The sequence below is a fragment of the Streptomyces sp. 8N616 genome (genome assembly GCF_052246385.1).
Taxonomy (GTDB): Bacteria; Actinomycetota; Actinomycetes; order Streptomycetales; family Streptomycetaceae; genus Streptomyces.
Map to the genome: position 1 here is coordinate 1 of NZ_JBQQBY010000062.1, position 23,588 is coordinate 23,588.

The following is a 23,588-nucleotide window of genomic DNA, read 5'->3' on the forward strand; positions in this document are numbered from 1 at the left end:
TCTTCCCTCCCCCCCCCTCCCCCCCTTCCCCCTCCCCCCTCCCCTCCCCCCCCTCCCCCCCCGGGGCCCGGCCGTGCGAGCCGCCCAGACGAATCCGCCCCGCCGCGGGCGCGGACCCGTACCACCTTTACGTAGCCGGCGTACCGCGCGTTGCGGGCAGCCCGTGCTTGGGCACCCCCGGACCGCACCGCGGTCGCTGCCCGCCTCCGCGCGGGCGCCTTCTCCGCCCCGCCGCTGCGCGGCGGCGGGCGGAGGCTGCGCGGGGTGGGTGAAGGGGTGCGGCCCCTTCTTGATTTCGGGGTGGGTGGGTGGGGACGAAGCGGTGCCGGGCGCAGCCCGGTGACCCTCAGCCCACAGCGGGAGGCGAAAGGGTTTCGCGACCACCGTCGCCGCAGCCATAGGATTGGGCCGGAACCTACACACTCACCCTGAGGATCGCTGCATGCCTGGCATCACGCGCGAGGAGGTCGCCCACCTCGCCCGGCTGTCACGTCTGGAGCTGACGGACGAAGAGCTCGACCACTTCGCCGAACAGCTCGACGTGATCATCGGCGCGGTCGCCCGCGTTTCCGATGTGGCCGACGAGGACGTACCCCCGACCTCCCACCCGCTGCCGCTGACCAATGTCATGCGGGCCGACGAGGTCCGACCTTGGCTCACCCACGAGCAGGCCCTGTCCGGCGCCCCGGCCCAGGAGCAGCAGCGTTTCAAGGTGCCGCAGATCCTGGGGGAGGAGTGAGCATGACCGACCTGACCAGGCTCACGGCCGCCGAGACCGCTGCGAAGATCGCCTCCGGCGAGCTGACCGCGGTCGCCGTCGCCGAGGCCCACCTGGCCCGGATCGAGGCCGTCGACGAGAAGGTGCACGCCTTCCTCCACGTCGACCGCGAGGGCGCGCTCGCCCAGGCCCGCGCCGTCGATGAGAAGCGCGCCCGCGGCGAGAAGCTCGGCCCGCTCGCCGGCGTCCCGCTCGCCCTGAAGGACGTCTTCACCACCGAGGGCATCCCGACCACCTGCGGCTCGAAGATCCTCGAGGGCTGGATCCCGCCGTACGACGCGACGCTCACCAAGCGCCTGAAGGAAGCGGACGTCGTCGTCCTCGGCAAGACCAACATGGACGAGTTCGCCATGGGCTCCTCCACCGAGAACAGCGCGTACGGCCCGACCGGCAACCCGTGGGACCTCACCCGCATCCCCGGCGGCTCCGGCGGCGGGTCCTCCGCCTCCCTCGCCTCCTTCCAGGCCCCGCTCGCCGTCGGCACGGACACCGGCGGCTCCATCCGCCAGCCCGCCGCCGTCACCGGCACCGTCGGCGTCAAGCCGACCTACGGCGGCGTCTCCCGCTTCGGCCTCGTCGCCTTCTCCTCGTCCCTCGACCAGGGCGGCCCCTGCGCCCGTACGGTGCTGGACGCGGCGCTGCTCCACGAGGTGATCGCCGGGCACGACCCGCTCGACTCCACCTCCATCGACGCCCCGGTCCCGCCGGTCGTCGAGGCGGCGCTGGGCGGCGACGTCCGCGGCATGCGGATCGGCGTCGTCAAGGAGTTCGCGGGCGAGGGCTACCAGGCCGGGGTGATGCAGCGGTTCAGCGAGTCCGTCGAGCTGCTGCGCGAGCTGGGCGCCGAGGTCACCGAGATCTCCTGTCCGTCCTTCGACAAGGCGCTCGCCGCGTACTACCTGATCGCGCCGAGCGAGTGCTCCTCGAACCTCGCCCGTTTCGACGGCCTGCGCTACGGCCTGCGGACCGGCGACGACGGCACCCGCCCCGCCGAGGACGTCACGTCCCTCACCCGCGCCGAAGGCTTCGGCCCCGAGGTCAAGCGCCGCATCATGCTCGGCACGTACGCGCTCAGCTCCGGCTACTACGACGCGTACTACGGATCCGCTCAGAAGGTCCGCACGCTCATCAAGCGCGACTTCGAGAAGGCCTTCGAGCAGGTCGACGTGCTGGTCTCGCCGACCACCCCGACCACCGCGTTCCCGATCGGAGAGCGCGTCGACGACCCGATGGCGATGTACCTCGCCGACCTGTGCACCATCCCGTCCAACCTGGCCGGCAACGCCGCCATGTCGCTGCCTTGCGGCCTCGCGCCGGAGGACGGGCTCCCGGTGGGGCTGCAGATCATCGCCCCCGCCATGAAGGACGACCGGCTCTACAAGGTCGGCGCCGCGGTCGAGGCCGCGTTCACCGCCCGCTGGGGACACCCGCTTCTCGAGGAGGCTCCGTCGCTGTGAGCAAGCTGCAGAAGGCCAAGGGCTTCAAGAAGTCGAAGGCCGGCACGTACCTGTCCATCGGCACCTCGCTGTTCGGCGCGGTCAGCATCGTCAAGCAGGCGAAGAAGGCCCGCCTGGAGAGCGACCGGCTGATGCTCGCCGACGCGGTGATCTCCGCGGCCGCCATCGTCACCGGCGTCGCCCTGCTCGTACGCGAGCTGCGCCGCCTCGGTGACGACGACGTCCTCGCGGGCTGAAGGGTTGAAGCTGAAGTGACCGTCACTGAACTGGTGTCGTACGAGGACGCGCTGGCGGCGTACGAGCCCGTGATGGGCCTCGAGGTCCACGTCGAACTCGGCACCGCCACCAAGATGTTCTGCGGGTGCTCCACCGCCCTGGGCGCCGAGCCCAACTCGCAGACCTGCCCGACCTGTCTCGGCCTGCCCGGCTCGCTCCCGGTCATGAACGCGGCCGGCGTCGAGTCCGCCATCCGGATCGGCCTCGCGCTCAACTGCGAGATCGCCGAGTGGTGCCGCTTCGCCCGGAAGAACTACTTCTATCCGGACATGCCGAAGAACTTCCAGACCTCGCAGTACGACGAGCCGATCGCCTACAACGGCTATCTGGACGTCGAGGTCGACGGCGAGACCTTCCGGGTCGAGATCGAGCGCGCCCACATGGAGGAGGACACCGGCAAGTCCACGCACGTGGGCGGTGCGACGGGCCGTATCCACGGTGCGACGCACTCGCTGCTGGACTACAACCGGGCCGGCATCCCGCTGATCGAGATCGTCACCAAGCCGATCGTCGGGGCCGGGGACAAGGCCCCGGAGGTCGCGCGGGCGTACGTCGCCGAGCTGCGCGAGCTCATCAAGGCGCTCGGCGTCTCCGAGGCCCGCATGGAGATGGGCCAGATGCGCTGCGACGTGAACCTCTCGCTCCGCCCCATCGGCGAGGAGAAGTTCGGCATCCGCTCCGAGACGAAGAACGTCAACTCGCTGCGCAGCGTGGAGCGGGCGACCCGCTTCGAGATCATGCGGCACGCCGCGATCCTCGGCGACGGCGGGAAGGTCATTCAGGAGACCCGGCACTTCCACGAGGAGGACGGCTCCACGACCTCCGGCCGCGTGAAGGAGGAGGCCGAGGACTACCGCTACTTCCCCGAGCCCGACCTGGTGCCGGTCGCCCCGACGCGGGAGTGGGTCGAGGAGCTGCGGACCACGCTGCCCGAGCTGCCGCGCGTACGGCGGATCCGGCTGCGCGAGGAGTGGGGCATCTCGCAGCACGAGATGCAGTCCGTGCTCAACGCGGGCGCGATCGGCCCGATCGTCGCCACGATCGAGGCGGGCGCCCCGGCCGACCAGGCCCGCAAGTGGTGGATGGGCGAACTGGCACGCCGCTCCAACGAGGAGGGCGTCGAGCTGACCGCCCTGCCGATCACCCCGGAGCAGGTCGCCCGGGTGTGCGCGCTGGTCGCCGAGGGGTCGCTCAACGACAAGCTGGCGCGGCAGGTCATCGAGGGCGTGCTGGCGGGGGAGGGCGACCCGGACACGGTCGTCGAGAAGCGCGGCCTGAAGGTCGTATCGGACGACGCGGCGCTCGGCGCGGCGGTGGACGAGGCCATCGCGGGCAACGCGGCCATCGCGGACAAGATCCGCGGCGGCAAGGTGCAGGCGGCGGGCGCGCTGGTCGGCGCGGTCATGAAGGCCACCCGTGGCCAGGCCGACGCGGGGCGCGTCCGCGAGCTGATCCTGCAGAAGCTGGGCGTCGAGGCCTGACGCCCGCAGCGACGCGGACCGCCCGAGGGGCGGGCCTCCCCAGTGGAGGCCCGCCCCTCTGAGGTCAGGTCGGCCAGAGGCCGGTGGGATGCGGCCGTCTGCGTGGAGGCCTGTCCTTGTGAGGTTGGGCGGGCCGGGGGCTGGTGGGATGCGGCTGTTTGCGTGGAGGCCTGTCCTTGTGAGGTTGGGCGGGCCGGGGGCTGGTGGGATGCGGCTGTTTGCGTGGAGGCCTGCTCTTGTGAGGTCGGGCGGGCCGGGGGCTGGTGGGATCCGACCGTTTTCCGCCAAGCCGTCCGCAGGACTATCCGCGGCCACCTCCCATCACTACCGTCCCGGCGTCACTTGACGATCGGGAGGCTCTCTTGGCTACGGACATCTCACGGCGGCGGCTGCTCGCCCTGGGCGCGGGCACGGCCGGCGCGGCGGCAGCGGGCTCCCTGCTGCCCCCCTCGCTGCAGTCGGCGCTCGCCGCCGAGCCCCCACCAGGCGGCCTGAGCGCGATCAAGCACGTGGTGATCCTGATGCAGGAAAACCGTTCTTTCGACCACTACTTCGGCACCCTGCGCGGCGTACGCGGCTTCGGCGACCGGAACGCCATCCAGCTGCCCTCCGGCAAGTCCGTCTTCGAGCAGCCCAGCGGCCCGCGGAACACCGTCCTGCCCTTCCCTGTCCGCGATGCCGCCGAGGCGCAGAAGAAGGACCTGCAGTACATCGGCGACCTCGACCACGGCTGGGACGGCGGCGCCACGGCCTGGAACAACGGCTGGATGGACAACTGGGTCCCGGCCAAGACCGCGGCCACCATGGCGTACTACGACCGCCGGGACGTGCCGCTGCACTACGAGCTCGCGGACACCTTCACCATCTGCGACGCCTACCACTCCTCCATCCACAGCTCCACCAGCCCCAATCGCAACCACCTGGTCAGCGGCTGGTCCGGCTACGAGGCGAACGGCAACCGGGCCGTCGGCAACGACGCGTACGACGAGGACAGGCACCCCGGCTACACCTGGACCACCTACGCCGAGCGGCTGGAGAAGGCCGGCCGGACCTGGAAGACGTACCAGGAGTGGGACAACTTCCAGGACAACAACCTCGAGTTCTTCGCCGGCTTCAAGGCGGTCGCCCGCAAGGCTCTCGCCAAGGCCGGGGACTTCAAGAACACCGAGGGCTTCTACGCCAAGGTGCGCGACAGCGCGACGCCCGAGGACGAGCGCAGGCGGCTGCTCGGCTTCCTCGAGGAGGGCGTCGCCGCCCTGACCCCTGCCGAGCGCAGCCTGTTCGAGCGCGGGCTGCGCCGCGGCGAGACCGGCAGCCTGGCCGAGAACTTCCGCAAGGACGTCGCCGCGGGCATGCTGCCCGAGGTGTCGTACCTGGTGCCCTCGGCGGCCGACTCCGAGCACCCCGGCGCGTCCTCGCCGGTCGCCAGCGCCACCATCGTCTACAAGGTGCTCGACGCCCTCGCCTCCCACCCGGACGTCTGGCGGCACACCGCCGTCTTCCTCGACTACGACGAGAACGACGGCTTCTTCGACCACGTCCCGCCGCCCGTCCCGCCCCAGGACGGCCAGGACTCCGAGGACGAGATCTGGAAGGGCCGCCCCACCGGCCTGGGCGTCCGCGTCCCGATGCTCGTGATCTCGCCCTGGACGGTCGGCGGCTACGTCTGCTCCGAGGTCTTCGACCACACCTCCGTGGTCCGCTTCCTCGAGAAGTGGACCGGCATCGAGGAGCCGAACATCACCCCCTGGCGCCGCAGGGTCACCGGCGACCTCACCTCCGCCTTCGACTTCCGGAGCGGCCGCCCGCTGCCCGAGCTCGACCGGCCGGCCCCGATCCCGCCCTTCACCGGCCGCTGGCGGCCGGTGCCGCCCGCCGAGCAGCAGATGCCGGCCCAGGAGCCCGGAACCCGGCGGGCGCGCCCGCTGCCGTACCAGCCGGACGCCCACGCCCGGATCGCCGGGCGGAAGGTCCGCCTCCTGCTGGTCAACACGGGCAGCTCCAGCGCGCACTTCGCGCTCTACCCGTACGCGGGCGAGTTCAAGGATCCGCAGCACAAGGACGTCAAGGGCATCGCGGGGTGGGAGGTGCCGGTCGCAGGGGACGCGTACCGCTTCACGGTCACCGGGCCGAACGGCTTCCGGCGTGAGTTCGCCGGTCCCGCGGCGGGCAAGCACGCCGGCGCCGGCGCCGCGGCCGAGGTCGCCACCCGTATCGACCCGCGCGACCGCGACGTCGTCCTCACGCTCGCCAACCGGGGCACCGAGCCCCTCACGTTCACCGTGCGCCCCACCGGTTACGTCGATGATGCGGACCTGTGGGACTGGACGCGGGAGATCGTGGTCAAGCCGGGCCGCAGCCGGACGGTCGTCCACTCGGCCGCGGACGCCCACGGCTGGTACGACCTGACCATCGCCGTCACGGAGGACCCGGCCTTCCACCGCCGCCTCATGGGTCACATCGAGAACGGCCGGGAGAGCGTCAGCGGCTGATCCCGGCGTGCACCGCTGGACAGCCGGTCCGCAGAGGACAGCTGGTGCGCAGATGTCGGCATCCGCAAGGACGGCTCGCTCCGCGAGACCGTCCTTTCGGACATTTCGGTGTGACTAACCACACGAAACGGTCAATTGATCTCTCTCGGCTGCCACAGTGTTCGGCGTACGTATCGGGTCCTTTGAGGGCTCTTGTCCGAAAAGGATCCACGTAACGCACAGGGAGCACTGAATGCCCGCGCTTGCCCGGTGGTGTCTTCGTCGCCGTTTCTCCGTCATCCTGCTGTGGCTCCTCGCCTTCATAGGCGTCGCCGTCGCGGCGGCCACGGCGGGATCGTCGTACTCCAACGACTACGACATCCCCGGCACCGAAGCCGGCAAGGCAGGCCAGCTCGTCCAGGAGGCCTTCCCAGGCCAGAGTGGCGACAGCGACACCATCGTCTGGCACACCGACACCGGCAGCACCGTGCGCGCCCCCGGTGTCGAGGACCGGATGGCCGACACACTCCGCGACGTGGAGCAGCTGCCCGGGGTCGCCGGCGTCACCAGCCCGTACGGCACCGAGGGCGCGGGCCAGATCAGCAAGGACGGCCACACCGCGTACGCCACGGTCACCTTCGACAAGGCGGCCGACGACCTCGAGCGCGGCGACGTGCAGAAGGTCGTCGACACCGCGAAGTCCGCCGAGGCCGAGGGACTCCAGGTCGAGCTGGGCGGCGCGGGCATCGGCCTCACCGAGAAGTCCACCGCGCACGTCAGCGAGGTCGTGGGCATCCTCGCCGCCGCCGCCGTCCTCTTCCTCGCCTTCGGCTCGCTCTTCGCGATGCTGCTGCCGATCGCGACCGCGCTGGTGAGCGTCGGAACCGGCTATCTGGCCATCGGGCTGCTCGGCCACGCGATGACCGTCGCTGACTTCGCGCCCATGCTCGGCATGCTCATCGGGCTCGGCGTCGGCATCGACTACGCCCTCTTCATCGTCACCCGGCACCGAAGGGGCCTGCGGCAGGGGCTGCCGGTCGCGGAGGCCGCGGCACGGGCCGTATCCACCTCGGGACGCGCCGTCGTCTTCGCGGGCGTGACCGTCTGCATCGCCCTGCTGGGCATGCTGATCCTCCGGCTGAACTTCCTCAACGGCGTGGCGCTCGCCGCCTCCCTCACCGTCGTCCTGACCGTGGCCGCCTCGATCATCCTGCTGCCCGCGCTGCTCGGCGTCATCGGGATGCGGGCCCTCAGCCGCCGCGAGCGCAGGCACCTGGCCGAACACGGGCCGCAGCCCGAGTTGCCCACCGGCGTCGCCGCCCGCTGGTCGGCCTTCGTCGAGCGGCACCCGAAGCTGCTCGGCGCCGTCGCGGCCGTGGTGATGGTCATCCTCGCGATCCCGACCTTCCATCTGCACCTCGGCAGCTCCGACCAGGGCAACAACCCGTCCACGTCCACGACCCGGCAGGCGTACGACCTGCTGTCCGACGGCTTCGGGCCCGGCTTCAACGGGCCGCTGACGCTCGCCGCCGACATCGACGACGCCGCGGGACGGCTGGCCTTCGACAAGCTGCCCGAGACCCTGCGGACCACGGACGGCGTCGCCCAGGTGTCGCCCGCCACGCTCAGCGACGGCGGCGACACCGGCGTGATCACCGTCGTCCCGGACAGCTCGCCGCAGTCCCCGGACACTACGGAGCTCATCCATCACCTCCGTGACGACGTGCTGCCGCAGGCGCAGGAGGGCACCTCGCTGGACACCCACGTCGGCGGGCAGACCGCGGCCTATGAGGACTTCGGGTCCGTGATCGTCGGCAAGCTGCCGCTGTTCGTCGGAGTCGTGGTCGCGCTCGGCTGCGCGCTGCTGCTGCTCGCCTTCCGGAGCATCGGAGTCCCGCTCAAGGCGGCCGCGATGAACATCGCCGCCGTCGCCGCCTCCTTCGGGATCGTCGTCGCGATCTTCCAGTGGGGCTGGGGCAGCGACCTCCTCGGCCTCGGCAGCGCGGGCCCGATCGAACCCTTCCTGCCAGTGATCATGGTGGCAGTGCTCTTCGGACTCTCCATGGACTACCAGGTCTTCCTGGTGAGCCGGATGTACGAGGAGTGGCGGCAGACCGGCGACAACCGGCGCGCCGTACGGGTCGGCCTCGCCGAGACGAGCCGGGTGATCAACTCCGCGGCCGTCATCATGATCTCTGTCTTCGGCGCGTTCGTGCTCAGCGGCGACCGGATCATCGCGATGTTCGGCATCGGGCTCGCCGCTGCCGTGGCGCTGGACGCCTTCGTCCTGCGTACGCTCCTGGTTCCGGCCCTGATGCACATGCTGGGCGGCGCCAACTGGTGGCTCCCGGGATGGCTGGACCGGCTCCTGCCGCGCTTCAGCATCGAGGCCCCGGAGGAGGTCCGCGAGCCCGTGGACGAGCGCGAGCCCGTGGACGAGCGCGAGCGCGAGCTGGAGTCCGAGCTGGAGTCCGAGCTGGAGTCCGAGCTGGAGTCCGAGCTGGAGTCCGAGCTCGAGTCCGAGCTCGAGTCCGAGCTCGAGTCCGAGCTTGATACGGGGCTCCCGTCCGGGCTCGGCTCGGTGCCCGGGCGCGCGCACCGCGCGGACAAGGTCCTGCTGCCGACGCAGCGCGCGGCCGGCGCGGGCGGCGTGGTCGGCGCGGGCCGTACGGACCCGACGGACGACGGGACGGGCTCGCTCACGGCGTAGTCGTATGTCGTATGAGGCCTGGGGTCTGAGATCTGAGATCTGAGATCTGAGGTCTCGGGCCTGGGGGTCGGATGAGGTCCGAGGCCTGAGGCGGACAGAGGCCCGCCCGGGGTGCCCTAAGGCCCCCGGGCGGGCCTCTGAGGTCCGTAAGACCTCCCGTTCCCGGGAACTAAGGCATCCGCCCCCGAAGAGATCGGGAAGTCGCCCGATGTGGCGACCCCACCTGGGAGACGAAGGTGGAAGCACGACAGGAATCTTCGTCAGGGGGAAACCGAGATGCTCGAGTTCGAGATGCAGCGAGTCCGCCGCGAGCAGCTGATGCGCGAGGCCGAGGAGTACCGCCTCGCCCGTCAGGCCCGGGGCGGCGGCCGCGGACGCCGCGACGGCGCGCGCGAGTCCGCCGACTCCGAATCCGAGGGGCGGGTGAGCAGGCGCGCACGGCGGGCGGCGCGCCGGTCCGTACGGGCCGCCCGCGCCTGACGGCGTCCACGATGGGAAAAGTCAGTGCCGCACTGTCGGACCCCTGTGCGATGCTCAGCCGCGTGGAGAGCCGATCCGTCAGCCCCGTCTTCGTAGGTCGCACCGACGAACTGACCGCCCTCACCGACGCGCTCGCCCGTGCCTCCACGGGAGAGCCGCAGGCGCTGCTCGTCGGTGGCGAGGCAGGGGGCGGCAAGACCCGGCTGCTGGAGGAGTTCCTGGCCGTGGCGCAGCGGACCGGGGCGGTCACCGCGGTCGGTGGCTGCCTCGAACTCGGCGCGGACGGGCTGCCGTTCGCGCCGGTCGCCACGGCCCTGCGCGCCCTGCACCGGCAGCTCGGCGACGAGCTGGAGCAGGCGGCGGCGGGGCGCGAGGACGAACTGGCCCGGCTGCTGCCCGACATCGGCTCCGTGTCCCGCGAGAAGCAGAGCCACGACCAGGAGGGCCGGGCCCGCCTCTTCGAGCTCACCGCCCAACTGCTGGAGCGGCTCGCCGCGGACCGCACGCTCGTCGTCGCCATCGAGGACCTGCACTGGGCCGACCGCTCCACCCGCGAGCTGCTCGGCTATCTCTTCCGCTCCCTCCAGCGCTCCCGGCTCGTCGTCCTCGCCACGTACCGCACGGACGACATCCACCGGCGGCATCCGCTGCGGCCCTTCCTCGCCGAGCTGGACCGGCTGCGCACCGTCCGGCGCATCGAGCTGCCCCGGCTCAGCCGCGAGGAGGTTCACGGGCAGCTCGCCGGGATCCAGGGCGCCGAGCCCGACCGGGACCTGGCGGACGAGATCTTCGAGCGCTCCGAGGGCAACCCCTTCTTCGTCGAGGAGCTGGCCACCAGCGACTACGACTCCTGCGGGCTCAGCGACTCGCTGCGCGACCTGCTGCTGGTGCGGGTCGAGGCGCTGCCGGACGTCGCCCAGCGGGTCGTACGGATCGCGGCCCGCAACACCACCGTCGAGTACGCGCTGCTCGCGGCCGTCTCCGGGCTCGACGACGACGAGCTGATCGAGGGGCTGCGCGCCGCGGTCGGCGCCAATGTGCTGCTCCCCACGGACGACGGTGACGGCTACCGCTTCCGGCACGCACTGCTCCGCGAGGCGGTCGTGGACGACCTGTTGCCGGGCGAGCGCTCCCGGCTCAGCAGGCGCTACGCGGAGGCGCTGGAGGCGGACCCCACGCTGGTGCGCGCCGAGCAGCGCGCCACCCGCCTGGCCAGCTACTGGTACTCGGCGCACGACGCCGCCAAGGCGCTCCCCGCGGTGCTGGCGGCCGCGGGCGAAGCGCGGCGGCGGCATGCGTACGCCGAGCAACTCAAGCTCCTGGAACGGGCGATGGAGCTGTGGGACGACGTACCGTCCGAGCAGCGGGCGGATCTGCCGGGCGCCGGGGCCACCGAGTCGTACCCGCCCTGCGGCTGCTACCCGGACAGCACGCAGCGGCATGTGCACTTCCTCGACCTGGTGGCGGAGGCCGCCGTCGCCGCCCGCTGGGACGACGCGCTCGAGCGGGCCTACGCGCTGGTGAAGAAGGCGCTCAAGCTGATCGACGAGCAGCAGGACCCCGCGCGGGCGGCGTGGTTCTGGATGCAGCGGTCCCGGCTGGTGACCGCCATGGGGCGGGGGGACGGCTGGGCCGAGATATCGAGGGCCCAGGAGCTGGTGAGCGGGCTGCCGCCGTCCGCCGTGCACGCCGATGTGCTGGCCCACGCGACGGCCTGGCACAGCCTCCACGTCTCGGACGAGGAGACCGTGCCCCTGGCCGAACGGGCCGTGGAGCTCGCCCGGCTGGTCGGGGCCCGCGAGGTCGAGCTCAACGCGCGGGTCACCCACGCCTGCCTCCGCTCCCAGGCGGGCGAAGCGGACCTGGGCATCACCGAACTGTACGAGCTGCGCGAGCTGGTCGAGCACATCTGGGCTCCCCGCGCGCTCGGCCGGGTCCACGGCAACCTCGTCGACGCCCTCCACAAGCTCGGCCGGACCGCGGAGGCCGTGCGGGAGGCCGAGGCCGGAATCGAGGCACTGGGCCGGCACGGGCTGCGCGACAGCGCGACCTTCGTGGCGGGGAACTGTGCCGAGGCACTGACCATGCTGGGGGAGTGGGACCGGGCCGACGCCATCCTGAGCGAGTGGCGCGACCGCGGCCGCACCTCCCGCCCCATGGCCACCATGGAGCTGCGCGGCCTCGACCTCGCGCTGTACCGCGGCGACTACGACGGGATTCCCGCGATGATCGCCGCCTGCCGTGACCACCTGGGCAAGAACGACATGGAGCCGCAGTACGAACTCCCCCTGGCCCAGGCCGAGATGCGCTTCCACGCCGCCCACGGGCGGTTCGGCAAAGCGGTCTCCGCCCTGTACTGCGCCCTGAACCTGCTGCCGCTGCTCGGACAGGAGACCTACGTCTGGCAGTTGCTGGTCAGCGGTGCGACCGTGGCCGCAGACGGGCGCGGACTGCCCGGCACCGACGACGAGGAGCACCGGAAGCTGCTGGTGCGCATCAAGGACGCCGCCCGCCGCCTCGCCTGCCCATCCCCGCTGTGGACCGCCTGGTCACGCCGGTTCGACGCGGAACTCGCCCGCGCCCACGGGAGATTCGAGCCCCGGCTGTGGGCCGAGGCCGCGGCCGCCTTCGAGCCGTACCCCTACCCGTACGTCCAGGCCGACCTGCACCACCGCTGGGCGGAGGCCCTGCTGGAGTGCGGCGGCGGAATCGGGGGCGGAAGCGGAAGCTCAAACGGAAACGGAAGCTCAAACGGAAACGGAAGCTCAAACGGAAACGGAAGCTCAAGCAGAAACGGAAGCTCAAGCAGAAACGGAAGCAATGACGGAAGTAGTGGAGTCGGCGGTGGAAGCGGCAACGGAGACGGAGGGGCGGAGGCAGCGGACAGCGGCGCCGTCCGCGACCGTGCCGCCGGGCTGCTGACCCAGGCGCACGAGGTCGCGGTCCGGCTGGGCGCCCGCCCGCTGCGCGAGGACATCGAGCTGCTCGCCCGGCGCGCCCGCCTGACCCTGGCAGTCGACGGGAACGGGACCCCGGCCGCGGACGAGGGTGCCCGCGCCGCCCAGGCGGCCAGTCCCGGCGCGGGAGGCGGGCCACTCGGGCTCACCCGGCGGGAACACGACGTGCTCCGCCTGGTCGCGGCCGGGCGCACCAACCGGCAGATCGCCGAGGAGCTGTTCATCTCGCCCAAGACCGCCAGCGTCCACGTCTCCAACATCCTCGGCAAGCTGGGCGTCTCCGGCCGTGGCGAAGCCGCCGCGCTGGCCCACCGCATGCGGCTGTTCGCCGAGCCGGAACCGACGGCCTGACGGTTGCGGGCTGCCGGTCACCGTGCCTGGGCCCAGCCGGCCCTCAGGTCACCCGCAGCTGCAGGATGCGGTCGTCCCCGCTCTCCGGTGCGCCCCGGCCGTCGGTCTCACTGGTGACCAGCCACAACCCATTTGCGCCGTCGGGCACCACCGTGCGCAGCCTGCCGTACCGGCCGTCGAGGAAGGCCTGCGGTTCCGCGACCGGCTTCGTGCCGGCCAGGGGAATCCGCCAGAGCCGCTCGCCGCGCAGTCCTGCCATCCATATCGAGCCCTTCACATACGCGATACCGCTCGGCGAGGCCTCGTCGGTCGTCCACTGCTCGACCGGATCGACATAACCGGACCTGCCGCCCCTGCCCTCCACCAGCGGCCAGCCGTAGTTCTTCCCCGGCTCGACGAGATTGAGTTCGTCCCAGGTGTTCTGGCCGAACTCGGCCGCCCACAGCCGCTTTTCCGCGTCCCAGGCCAGTCCCTGCACATTGCGGTGGCCGTACGAGTAGACCACCGAGTCCGGGCCCGGATTGCCGTGGACCGGCTCGCCGTCGGGCGTCATCCGCAGGATCTTGCCGCCGAGTGAGGTCTTGTCCTGGGAGAGCCCCTGGTCGCCGCTCTCGCCCGTCCCCGCGTAAAGCATCCGGTCCGGGCCGAAGGCGATCCGGCCGCCGTTGTGGACGGTTCCCTTGGGGATGCCCTTCAAGACCGTGTCCGGCGCGCCCAGTTGGCTGCCCGCGGGCTTCTTCTCGTCGTAGAGCAACCGGGCGATGCGGTTGTCGGAGTCGGTGGTGAAGTAGGCGTACACCAGGTGGTCCTCGCCGAAGGTCGGCGCGACGGCGATGCCCAGCAGACCGCCTTCACCCGCGGGCGAGACGCCGGGCACGGAGCCCAGCTCGGTCTTTTTCCCGCTGCCGGCCGCGATCCGGAAGATCTTCCCGGTGTCGCGGGAGGAGACCAGCAGGTCGCCGCCGGGCAGCGGCGCCAGCCCCCAGGGCGACTCCAGCCCCTCCGCGACGGTGCGCACCACTTTCACCGAGCCTTTCGCCGGTGCCGCAGGCGAGGTGCCTTGCGGGGCGGGAGAGCCACCGGGCTCACGCGAGGCGGAGGTGCCCGGTGATCGCTCGGGCGAGCCGGTGTCCCCGTCGCCGGACGAACAGCCCACGGCCAGCAGAAGCACGGCGGCAGCGGCAGATACGGCGGTCACAGCAAGTCGTCGCACGGTGGCCGGTCCTCTCGCTCGTAACAAGTGCACCACACACTGCTCATACACCGGTGGAACGAAGGAGGTTCCCGATCAGTCCCAGGAGCCCTTCGCGGGCGGCAGCGCCGCGATCTCCGCGAGATCCTCCGCCGTCAGCCGGAGCGCCGCCGCCCGCGCATTCTTCGCCGCCCAGCGCTCCTTCTTCGTGCCCGGCACCGGAACCACGTGCCGCCCCTGCGCCAGCACCCACGCCAGCGCCACCTGCGCCGGAGTCGCCCCGTGCCGCTCGCCGACCCGCCGCAGTCCGGCCACGATCGGCTGGTTCGCGGCCATCATCTCCGCCGTGAACCGCGGGTGCCGGGCCCGTACGTCGTCCTGCTCGAATCCCTGACCCGGCGTCAGAGTCCCGGTCAGGAAGCCGTTTCCGAGCGGCATGGCGGCGAGGAAGCCTATGCCGCGCGACTCGCACCACGGCAGCAGCGCTTCCAGGGCCTTCGGCGACCACACCGACAGCTCCGCCTCCACACTCGTCACGGGAAAGACCTGCTGCACCCGCGCCAGCTGCCGGATCGTCTCGTCGTGCATGCCCGCGCCCGCACGCCGCTGCGCCGCCCGCTCCCACCCGTCGCCCGCCACCACCCTTCTAGGGAAGCGCTGCGCGCCCTTTTGAAGCGCACACAGCCCCAGTGCCCGTATCTTGCCCGCCGTGACGAGCTCGGCCATCGCGCCCCAGGTTTCCTCGACCGGCACTTCCGGGTCCGCCCGGTGCAGCTGGTAGAGGTCGATGACATCGGTCTGCAGCCGCCGCAGCGAGGCGTCGCAGGCCCGCTTCACGTACCCCGGGCGCCCGTTGGCGACGATGTGCTGCTCGCCCACCAGCAGCCCGCACTTGGTGGAGACGAACGCGTCCGTGCGCCGTTCCTTCAGCACCCGGCCCACCAGCAGCTCGTTGGTGAACGGCCCGTACATGTCGGCGGTGTCGAGCAGGGACATGCCCCGGTCGAGGGCGGTGTGCACGGTCCGCAGCGAGCTCTCGCCGTTCTGCTGGGATGCGGTGTACGCCCAGCTCATCGGCATGCACCCGAGGCCGATCGCGCCCACCGTGAGCGCCCCGGCACCGACTGTCCTGAGCTCCACCTCGTCCTGCACCCCTCCCTGGTCGGTCCTCCAAACTAACCTCTGCCGCCCACACGTCTTCGCATAGCCTCTCGACCATGAGTGCTGACAGTGCCGACGTCTGGCTGCCCGTACCGCCCGGCGAGATCGAGGGGCTTCCCGAGGGCCTCGACTACCTCTTCTGGGACGGCGACCAGGACTTCCCCGCGGACCCGGCCCGCTGCGTCTTCTACGGCGTCCCCTATATGAAGGGCCCGGGGATCCCGGTCCGCCCGCTGCCGCGTATGAAGGCCGTGCGCGTGATCCAGACCCTCACCGCGGGCATCGACCACGTGCTGCCCGCCCTGCCCGGGCTGCCGCCCGGCGTCCGGCTGTGCAACGCCCGCGGCGTGCACGAGGCGAGCACAGCCGAGCTCGCGCTCGCCCTCACCCTCACGTCCCTGCGCGGCATCCCCGACTTCGTGCGCGGCCAGGACGCCGAGGAGTGGCGGCAGGGCTTCTACCCGGCGCTCGCCGACAAGTCCGTGCTGATCGTCGGCTACGGCGCGATCGGCAGCGCCATCGAGGACCGGCTCGCGCCCTTCGAATGTGCGCGGGTGGCACGGGTCGCACGCGCCGCGCGCACCACCCCGCGCGGCCCCGTGCACCCACTCGCCGACCTGCCCGCGCTTCTCCCGGACGCGGACGTCGTGATCCTCTCCACCCCGCTCACCGAAGCCACCCGCGGCCTGGCCGGCGCCGACTTCCTCTCCCGTATGAAGGACGGGGCGCTGCTGGTGAACGTCGCCCGGGGCCCGGTCGTCGACACCAAATCCCTTCTGGCGGAGCTGGAGACGGGCAGGCTGCGGGCCGCGCTGGACGTCACGGACCCCGAGCCGCTGCCCGCGGGCCACCCGCTGTGGCACGCCCCCGGGGTGCTTATCACCCCGCACGTGGGCGGGCCGACGTCGGCCTTCCTGCCGCGCGCGAGGCGGCTGTTGCGTGAGCAGCTCGTGCGGTTCGCCGCCGGTGAGCCTCTCGCCAATGTGGTCGCGACAACGGGCTGAACTCTGGCCCGAGGTCATTCTCTGCTCGTTTCGGCACGCTCCGAGTCCGTTCGATTGCGCTCAGTTTCCGGAATTCGCCAGGTAGTTACGCTGTGTAGAGACACTATGTCCCTGTGTGACCGCTCTGGTGTATCGTCCGGACGGGGGCTGCGCCGCGGGAAATTTCGGCGGCCGGCAGCGACAGACAGGATCATGAGGGGGGCGACGGGCGATGCACGGCCGACGAACCAACTTTCCGGAACGGTGCGTACGCGGCAGCAGACAGCGACTCCTGTACGTATCCCTGCGCATACAGAAGCGCAGGACCGAGCCCCCGAGGGCGGTCCGGTGAGCTCCCAGGGGGCGGTGATCTCCCGCCGGACGGTCTCCCGTGCCGGGGCCGGGTTGCTCCCCCAGATCACTCTCGCCCTCGTCTGCGGGGGATACGCCATCGGCGCGGCGCTGGGCTGGGGATCAACCTGGCTGGCCCTCGTCATGGGCGACTTCGGCCTGGCAGCCGCCGCCCTGGCCGCCGCCGTTTCCTGTCTGTGCTACGCGCGCGGCACCTGCAGCCGACTCCGGCCCGCCTGGGTGCTCTTCGCCGTCTCCTCCGCCATGGCCGGGTTCGGGGACCTGGTCTGGGGCTGGTACGAGGTGGTGCTGCGGCAGCCCGTACCCACCCCGTCGGCAGCCGACTTCTGCTTCCTGCTGTTCGCGCCGCCCGCCATCGTCGGGCTGCTCGTGCTCGCCAAGCGGCCCGTCACCAAGGCCGGGTGGACCTGCCTGGGCCTCGACGCCTGGCTCATCGGCGGCTCGCTGCTCACCATTTCCTGGAGCCTGGCACTCGCCCACACCGCCCACTGGCACGGCGAGTCCGTGGCCGAGGCCGCACTCTCCCTCGCCTACCCGCTCCTCGACATCGTGCTCGTCAGCATCGTGCTGGTGCTGCACTTCCGGCGCTCCTCGACCAACCGGTCCGCCATCAACACCGCCATCGCCGCGCTGGCCCTCACCGTGCTCTGCGACGCCCTGTTCACCTCGCCCCTCCTGCGCGAGCACTACCGCTCGGGCCAGCTCCTCGACGCCGGCTGGTTCGCCGGCTCCATACTCCTGGCCTACGCGCCCTGGGTGGGCCGTCGCGACACCGACGGATGTGACCGGGCGCCCGCCCCCTCGCGGTACCGCCGCGCCCACCACAGCGGCCGTCCCCTCGTCGGCTCCCTCGCCGCGCTCACCCCGTATCTGGCCGCCGCCGTCTGCACGTTGGGGATTCTCTACAACGTCTTCAAAGGCGGGATGCCCGACCGCGTAGTGATCTTCACGGCCTGTACGGTCGTCCTCGCCCTGGTCGTGCGGCAGGGCATCATGCTGCTCGACAACATCAACCTCACCCATGAGCTGGCGCAGAAGGAGAACCACTTCCGCTCGCTGGTGCAGGGCTCGAGCGATGTCATCATGATCGCCGGCCCGACCGGAGTGCTGCGCTACGTCAGCCCGGCCGCGGCCGGCGTCTACGGGATCGACCCCGACGACCTCGAGGGCACCGAACTCGCCTCCCACATCCACCCGGAGGACCTGGGAGCGGTGGTCCACGAACTGCGCAGGTTCCTCACCGCCCAGCCCGCGGAGGAGCCCACCACCCGGATCGAGTGCCGCTTCCGGGCGGGACGGAGCCGCGCGGGCGGCGCCCAGTGGCTCAACGTCGAGTCCACGGTCAACCGCCACCACGGCGGCCTCATCCTCAACAGCCGCGATGTGACCGAGCGGGTCCGCCTCCAGGAGCAGTTGCAGCACAACGCGGAGCACGACCCGCTCACCGACCTCCCCAACCGCGCCCTGTTCACCGAGCGGGTCCGGCAGGCCCTGAGCGGCCGCCGCACCACCGACCCCGGCACCGCCGCGCTCTTCATCGACCTCGACGGCTTCAAGGCGGTGAACGACACGATCGGACACCAGGCGGGTGACGAGCTGCTGATCCATGCGGCCCGCCGCCTGCAGGAGTCCGTACGGGCAGGGGACACCGCGGCCCGGCTTGGCGGAGACGAGTTCGCCGCCCTCATCCTGGGCGACGGCAGTCCCGGGGCCGCCGCACGCGAGTGCCGCATCCTCGAGATCGCCGACCGGCTGCGCGACCGCCTGTCCCGCCCCTACCGCGTGGCCGGCACCGACGTGCGGGTCGCCGCCAGCATCGGCGTGGCCTTCGCCGAACCCGGGATCACCCCGACCGATCTCATGCGCAACGCCGACCTGGCGATGTACCGCGCCAAGGCCGCGGGCAAGGGCCGGGTCGAGCTGTACGCGCCGCAGATGCAGGCCGACATCGTCCGCCGCGGCTCACTGGCCAGCCGGCTGCGGACCGCGTTCCGCGACGGCGAGTTCGCCTTGCTCCACCAGCCGGTGGTGGCCCTCGACAGCGGCCGGATCACCGCGGTCGCGGCCCAGGCCCGCTGGCGTTCCCAGCAGGGCATCCTCTTCACCCCGGACGAGTTCCTGCGTGTCTGGGAGAACGGCAGCGGCCATCCGGGGCCCCGGACCCCGGGCGACGAGGCCACCCGGGGGGCAGAGCTCGTCCGCTGCCTGCTGGACGAGGCCGTCGCCCAGGCGGCCGAGCGCCACCGCGCAGGCCACACCGCCCCCGTCGCCGTACGGCTCTCGCCCCGCCGCGTCATGGACCGCGGCATGGCCCAGCGCAGCGTCGAGACACTGCTCACGCGGCACGGCCTGCCCTCCGGCTCGCTCATCCTCGAGCTCGCCGAGAGCGACCCGCGGATCCCGCTGGATGATCTCGAGCGCCGTCTGGCAGCGCTGCGCCGCCTCGGTGTGCGGATCGCGCTCGACGGCTTCGGCGGTGGCGACGCCGCCTTCGGCGCCCTGCGCAGGCTCCCTGTGGATGTGCTGAAGCTCGACCGCTCCCTGATCGAGGGCGTCGTCGAGTCGGCGAGGCTCCACAAGATCACGGCGGGGCTGCTGCGGATCGCGACCGACCTGGGCGTCCAGTCCGTCGCGGACGGCGTCGACCTGCCCGAGCAGGTCGTCGCGCTCCAGGCCATGGGCTGTACGCACGGCCAGGGCATGGCCTTCTCCGGCCCGCTCGACGAGCACCGGCTGCGCCGTGCTCTCACCTTGGGGGAGTACCCGGTGCCGGACCCCGCCGACGCGAGGCAGGATGACTGCAAAGCGGTCCTGACCAGCAGCGCACTGCCCGTACGCATGGGCGGGGCGGCCGCTCCCGACTCGGTTGTGCATCCACCATTGCGCTCAAATAATGAGACCTCTGTCCCACCCACTTGACACTCGCTATGCGCCGGGGAGAGGGTCATGCCATGCGCACCCGAATTCTCGTACTTGGAAAGCGCGTCGGCTGAAGCTGGGCCTCATGATCGCCCTGCGGACCGCAACCGGCGCGCTCCCCTCGCTTGCCTTATGGCACGAGGGGTTTTTTGTTGCACTGGAACCTCGCAGAACACCTCAAAACCCTCATCTTCGAGAAGAGAATGTCGATGACCGAGCAGGCCACCGGGGCCCACCATCCGCAGCCGCGGGCCCGTAGCGGCGGACAGCAGCCCGCCATCACCGAGCACGTCACGGGTGCGCAGTCCCTCATCCGGTCTCTCGAGGAAGTCGGCGCCGACACCGTATTCGGCATTCCGGGTGGCGCCATCCTCCCCGCGTACGACCCGCTGATGGACTCCTCGAAGGTCCGTCACATCCTGGTCCGGCATGAGCAGGGCGCAGGGCATGCGGCCACCGGTTACGCGCAGGCGACCGGCAAGGTCGGCGTGTGCATGGCCACTTCGGGGCCCGGTGCCACGAACCTGGTCACCCCGATCGCCGATGCCCATATGGACTCCGTGCCGCTGGTGGCGATCACCGGGCAGGTGGCCTCGAAGGCGATCGGTACGGACGCCTTCCAGGAGGCGGACATCTGCGGCATCACGATGCCGATCACCAAGCACAACTTCCTCGTCACCGACGCGGCGGAGATCCCGAAGACGATCGCGGAAGCGTTCCACATCGCGGCCAGCGGCCGCCCGGGGCCGGTGCTGGTGGACATCGCCAAGGACGCCCTGCAGGCGCGGACGACGTTCGTGTGGCCGCCGCAGACCGACCTGCCCGGCTACCGTCCGGTGACCAAGCCGCACGCCAAGCAGATCCGCGAGGCGGCCCGCCTGATCGCGGAGTCCAAGCGCCCGGTGCTGTACGTCGGCGGCGGCGTGCTCAAGGCGCGGGCCACCGCCGAGCTGAAGGTGCTGGCCGAGCTGACCGGCGCGCCGGTGACCACCACCCTGATGGCGCTCGGCGCCTTCCCCGACACCCACCCGCTGCACGTCGGCATGCCAGGGATGCACGGCTCGGTCACCGCGGTCACGGCGCTGCAGAAGGCCGACTTGATCGTGGCGCTCGGTGCCCGCTTCGACGACCGGGTGACCGGCAAGCTGGACTCCTTCGCCCCGTACGCCAAGATCGTGCACGCGGACATCGACCCGGCCGAGATCGGCAAGAACCGCGCCGCGGACGTCCCGATCGTCGGCGACGCACGCGAGGTCATCGCCGACCTCGTCGTCGCCGTCCAGGCGGAGCACGACGAGGGCCGCACCGGGGACTACAGCGAGTGGTGGGAGTCGCTGAACCGGTGGCGTACGACGTATCCGCTGGGCTACGACCAGCCGGAGGACGGAAGTCTGGCGCCGCAGCAAGTGATCCAGCGGATCGGCGAGCTGGCGCCGGAGAACACCATCTACGCGGCCGGGGTCGGGCAGCACCAGATGTGGGCCGCGCATTACATCGACTACCAGCAGCCGGGCACCTGGCTGAACTCCGGTGGCGCGGGGACGATGGGCTACGCGGTTCCGGCGGCGATGGGAGCCAAGGCCGGGGCCCCGGACCGTACGGTGTGGGCGATCGACGGTGACGGCTGCTTCCAGATGACCAACCAGGAGCTGGTCACCTGCGCGCTGAACAACATCCCGATCAAGGTCGCGATCATCAACAACGGTGCGCTGGGCATGGTCCGCCAGTGGCAGACCCTCTTCTACAACCAGCGCTACTCCAACACCGTCCTGCACTCAGGCCCCGCTGAGCTGAATAGCGGCTCCGCCGCGGGCTCCGGCAAGCAGCCCAGCGCGGGCACCCGCGTCCCCGACTTCGTCAAGCTGTCCGAGGCCATGGGCTGTGCGGCGCTGCGCTGCGAGGACCCGGCCGAGCTGGACAAGGTCATCGCGGAGGCCAACGCCATCAACGACCGCCCGGTCGTCGTGGACTTCATCGTCCACGAGGACGCCATGGTCTGGCCGATGGTCGCCGCCGGCACCTCCAACGACGAGGTCATGGCCGCCCGCGGCGTCCGCCCCGACTTCGGCGACAGCGAAGACGACTGAGACCCGGGACTTAGGAAGAGAGAACGAGCAGCCCATGTCCAAGCACACGCTCTCCGTCCTGGTGGAGAACAAGCCCGGTGTCCTCGCCCGGATCACCGCCCTGTTCTCCCGCCGCGGCTTCAACATCGACTCCCTCGCGGTCGGCACCACCGAGCACCCCGACATCTCCCGTATCACCATCGTCGTGAACGTCGAGTCGCTGCCGCTGGAGCAGGTCACCAAGCAGCTCAACAAGCTCGTCAACGTGCTGAAGATCGTCGAGCTCGAGCCGAGCGCGGCCGTTCAGCGGGAACTCGTCCTGGTGAAGGTCCGCGCCGACAACGAGACCCGCTCCCAGATCATCGAGATCGTCCAGCTGTTCCGCGCCAAGACCGTCGACGTGTCCCCGGAGGCCGTCACCATCGAGGCCACGGGCAGCAGCGACAAGCTCGACGCCATGCTGAGGATGCTGGAGCCGTACGGCATCAAGGAGCTGGTCCAGTCCGGCACGATCGCCATAGGGCGCGGCGCCCGCTCCATCACCGACCGTTCGCTGCGCGCGCTCGACCGGTCCGCGTGACGCGCACCGGGTGACGCGCGCCGATCCGCATAGCGAGACCCCGACCCCCACCCCGCCCAACCGTCATACGGTGGGACGCACAACCCCAATCAAGGAGAAACCCGAAGTGGCCGAGCTCTTCTACGACGACGACGCCGACCTGTCCATCATCCAGGGCCGTAAGGTCGCGATTCTCGGCTACGGCAGCCAGGGCCACGCCCACGCGCTGTCGCTGCGCGACTCGGGTGTCGACGTGCGCGTCGGCCTCCCCGAGGGCTCCAAGTCGCGTGCGAAGGCCGAGGAGCAGGGCCTGCGTGTGACCACTCCGTCCGAGGCCGCCGCCGAGGCCGACGTGATCATGGTTCTGGTGCCGGACCCGATCCAGTCCCAGGTCTACGAGGAGTCCATCAAGGACAACCTGAAGGACGGCGACGCGCTGTTCTTCGGACACGGCTTCAACATCCGCTTCGGCTTCATCAAGCCCCCGGCCAACGTGGACGTCTGCATGGTGGCCCCGAAGGGCCCGGGCCACCTGGTCCGCCGCCAGTACGAGGAGGGCCGCGGCGTGCCGTGCATCGCGGCCGTCGAGCAGGACGCGTCCGGGAACGCTTTCGCGCTCGCGCTCTCCTACGCCAAGGGCATCGGCGGCACCCGCGCCGGCGTCATCAAGACCACCTTCACCGAGGAGACCGAGACCGACCTCTTCGGCGAGCAGGCGGTGCTGTGCGGCGGCGCCTCCGCGCTGGTCAAGGCGGGCTTCGAGACGCTGGTCGAGGCCGGCTACCAGCCGGAGATCGCGTACTTCGAGTGCCTCCACGAGCTCAAGCTGATCGTGGACCTCATGTACGAGGGCGGTCTCGAGAAGATGCGCTGGTCGATCTCGGAGACCGCCGAGTGGGGCGACTACGTCACCGGGCCGCGCATCATCACCGACCAGACCAAGGCCGAGATGAAGAAGGTCCTCTCCGAGATCCAGGACGGCAGCTTCGCCCGCAAGTGGATGGAGGAGTACCACGCCGGTCTGCCGAAGTACAACGAGTACAAGAAGGCCGACGCCGACCACAAGCTGGAGACCACGGGCAAGGAGCTGCGCAAGCTCATGAGCTGGGTGAACGAGGAGGCGTAGGCAGTCATGCGCCGAGGGGCCGCGGTGTCGCGAGCGAGCGGGAACACTGCCGCGGCCCCTTGTCCACCGTGGCCAGCCACGACCGAGTGATCCTTACGCAGAGGCGCAAGACGCGCCCCTGTCCGCCGATACACTTCATGAACAAGCGCGTCAGGCTCACAGCGTCGTGCGTCTTCCACGCGGCTGCCCCCTTCACCGCCTGCGGCCGTCGGGACGGCCGTCCGCCAAGGACAAGTGAGGACTGAGGAC

14 protein-coding genes and 1 pseudogene are annotated in these 23,588 nt (G+C 71.0%); 13 read left to right on the forward strand and 2 right to left on the reverse strand.

The window, feature by feature from the left end:
- Positions 1-442: 442 nt before the first annotated feature.
- The 8 genes and pseudogenes from gatC (at position 443) to ACTWQC_RS34655 (ending at position 12,961) form a co-directional block, all read left to right on the forward strand.
- Positions 443-739 carry an Asp-tRNA(Asn)/Glu-tRNA(Gln) amidotransferase subunit GatC gene (gene gatC / locus ACTWQC_RS34620; RefSeq protein ID WP_443319835.1) on the forward strand — a complete coding sequence of 99 codons (297 nt, stop codon included), beginning with the start codon at positions 443-445 and terminating at the stop codon, positions 737-739.
- A gap of 2 nt (positions 740-741) precedes the next feature.
- Positions 742-2,235: an Asp-tRNA(Asn)/Glu-tRNA(Gln) amidotransferase subunit GatA gene (gene gatA / locus ACTWQC_RS34625; protein WP_443319836.1), complete on the forward strand. Its 1,494-nt coding sequence runs from the start codon at positions 742-744 to the stop codon at positions 2,233-2,235.
- A complete protein-coding gene (locus ACTWQC_RS34630; RefSeq protein ID WP_443319837.1) occupies positions 2,232-2,471 on the forward strand; it encodes a hypothetical protein in 240 nt (79 codons plus the stop codon). The genes gatA and ACTWQC_RS34630 overlap by 4 nt, the downstream gene beginning before the upstream one ends.
- A gap of 15 nt (positions 2,472-2,486) precedes the next feature.
- The gene (gene gatB / locus ACTWQC_RS34635) at positions 2,487-3,992 is read left to right on the forward strand and encodes an Asp-tRNA(Asn)/Glu-tRNA(Gln) amidotransferase subunit GatB (RefSeq protein ID WP_443319838.1); all 1,506 of its coding nucleotides are present in this window, start codon (positions 2,487-2,489) and stop codon (positions 3,990-3,992) included.
- Between the two features lie 362 nt (positions 3,993-4,354).
- Positions 4,355-6,484, forward strand: a complete 2,130-nt coding sequence (locus ACTWQC_RS34640) for a phosphocholine-specific phospholipase C (RefSeq protein ID WP_443319839.1) — start codon at positions 4,355-4,357, stop codon at positions 6,482-6,484.
- Positions 6,485-6,716: 232 nt separating this feature from the next.
- Positions 6,717-8,862 (forward strand): annotated as a pseudogene (locus ACTWQC_RS34645) (MMPL family transporter); the annotation flags it as partial.
- Between the two features lie 587 nt (positions 8,863-9,449).
- On the forward strand, positions 9,450-9,653 hold the full coding sequence (locus tag ACTWQC_RS34650; protein ID WP_443319840.1) for a hypothetical protein: 204 nt from the start codon (positions 9,450-9,452) through the stop codon (positions 9,651-9,653).
- A 50-nt stretch (positions 9,654-9,703) separates the two neighbouring features.
- The gene (locus tag ACTWQC_RS34655) at positions 9,704-12,961 is read left to right on the forward strand and encodes a helix-turn-helix transcriptional regulator (protein WP_443319841.1); all 3,258 of its coding nucleotides are present in this window, start codon (positions 9,704-9,706) and stop codon (positions 12,959-12,961) included.
- Between the two features lie 43 nt (positions 12,962-13,004).
- Here ACTWQC_RS34655 and ACTWQC_RS34660 read toward each other — a convergent pair whose 3' ends face one another.
- Positions 13,005-14,174, reverse strand: coding sequence for a PQQ-dependent sugar dehydrogenase (locus ACTWQC_RS34660; protein WP_443319842.1), 1,170 nt, complete (start codon positions 14,172-14,174; stop codon positions 13,005-13,007).
- A 75-nt stretch (positions 14,175-14,249) separates the two neighbouring features.
- Positions 14,250-15,293, reverse strand: a complete 1,044-nt coding sequence (locus ACTWQC_RS34665; RefSeq protein WP_443319850.1) for an aldo/keto reductase — start codon at positions 15,291-15,293, stop codon at positions 14,250-14,252.
- A 77-nt stretch (positions 15,294-15,370) separates the two neighbouring features.
- On the opposite strand from ACTWQC_RS34665, the gene ACTWQC_RS34670 reads away from it, so the two are divergent.
- The 5 genes from ACTWQC_RS34670 to ilvC all read left to right on the forward strand — a co-directional run bounded on the left by ACTWQC_RS34670 (position 15,371) and on the right by ilvC (position 23,339).
- Positions 15,371-16,318: a 2-hydroxyacid dehydrogenase gene (locus tag ACTWQC_RS34670; protein WP_443319843.1), complete on the forward strand. Its 948-nt coding sequence runs from the start codon at positions 15,371-15,373 to the stop codon at positions 16,316-16,318.
- Positions 16,319-16,645: 327 nt separating this feature from the next.
- Positions 16,646-19,588 (forward strand): putative bifunctional diguanylate cyclase/phosphodiesterase, encoded by a 2,943-nt coding sequence (locus ACTWQC_RS34675; RefSeq protein ID WP_443319844.1) that lies wholly within the window; start codon positions 16,646-16,648, stop codon positions 19,586-19,588.
- 203 nt (positions 19,589-19,791) lie between these two features.
- A complete protein-coding gene (locus tag ACTWQC_RS34680) occupies positions 19,792-21,675 on the forward strand; it encodes an acetolactate synthase large subunit (RefSeq protein ID WP_443319851.1) in 1,884 nt (627 codons plus the stop codon).
- 34 nt (positions 21,676-21,709) lie between these two features.
- Entirely contained in the window at positions 21,710-22,234 is a 525-nt protein-coding gene (ilvN, locus tag ACTWQC_RS34685; protein WP_365254674.1) for an acetolactate synthase small subunit, read from the forward strand.
- A gap of 106 nt (positions 22,235-22,340) precedes the next feature.
- Positions 22,341-23,339, forward strand: coding sequence for a ketol-acid reductoisomerase (gene ilvC / locus ACTWQC_RS34690; protein ID WP_443319845.1), 999 nt, complete (start codon positions 22,341-22,343; stop codon positions 23,337-23,339).
- Positions 23,340-23,588: the final 249 nt, after the last annotated feature.

Bases quoted from the DNA above. Each gene is read 5' to 3' on its own strand.
- gatC (WP_443319835.1), top strand. From the start codon at position 443: ATGCCTGGCATCACGCGCGAGGAGGTCGCCCACCTCGCCCGGCTGTCA.
- gatA (WP_443319836.1), top strand. From the start codon at position 742: ATGACCGACCTGACCAGGCTCACGGCCGCCGAGACCGCTGCGAAGATC.
- ACTWQC_RS34650 (WP_443319840.1), top strand. From the start codon at position 9,450: ATGCTCGAGTTCGAGATGCAGCGAGTCCGCCGCGAGCAGCTGATGCGC.
- ACTWQC_RS34655 (WP_443319841.1), top strand. From the start codon at position 9,704: ATGCTCAGCCGCGTGGAGAGCCGATCCGTCAGCCCCGTCTTCGTAGGT.
- ACTWQC_RS34670 (WP_443319843.1), top strand. From the start codon at position 15,371: ATGAGTGCTGACAGTGCCGACGTCTGGCTGCCCGTACCGCCCGGCGAG.
- ACTWQC_RS34680 (WP_443319851.1), top strand. From the start codon at position 19,792: ATGTCGATGACCGAGCAGGCCACCGGGGCCCACCATCCGCAGCCGCGG.
- ilvN (WP_365254674.1), top strand. From the start codon at position 21,710: ATGTCCAAGCACACGCTCTCCGTCCTGGTGGAGAACAAGCCCGGTGTC.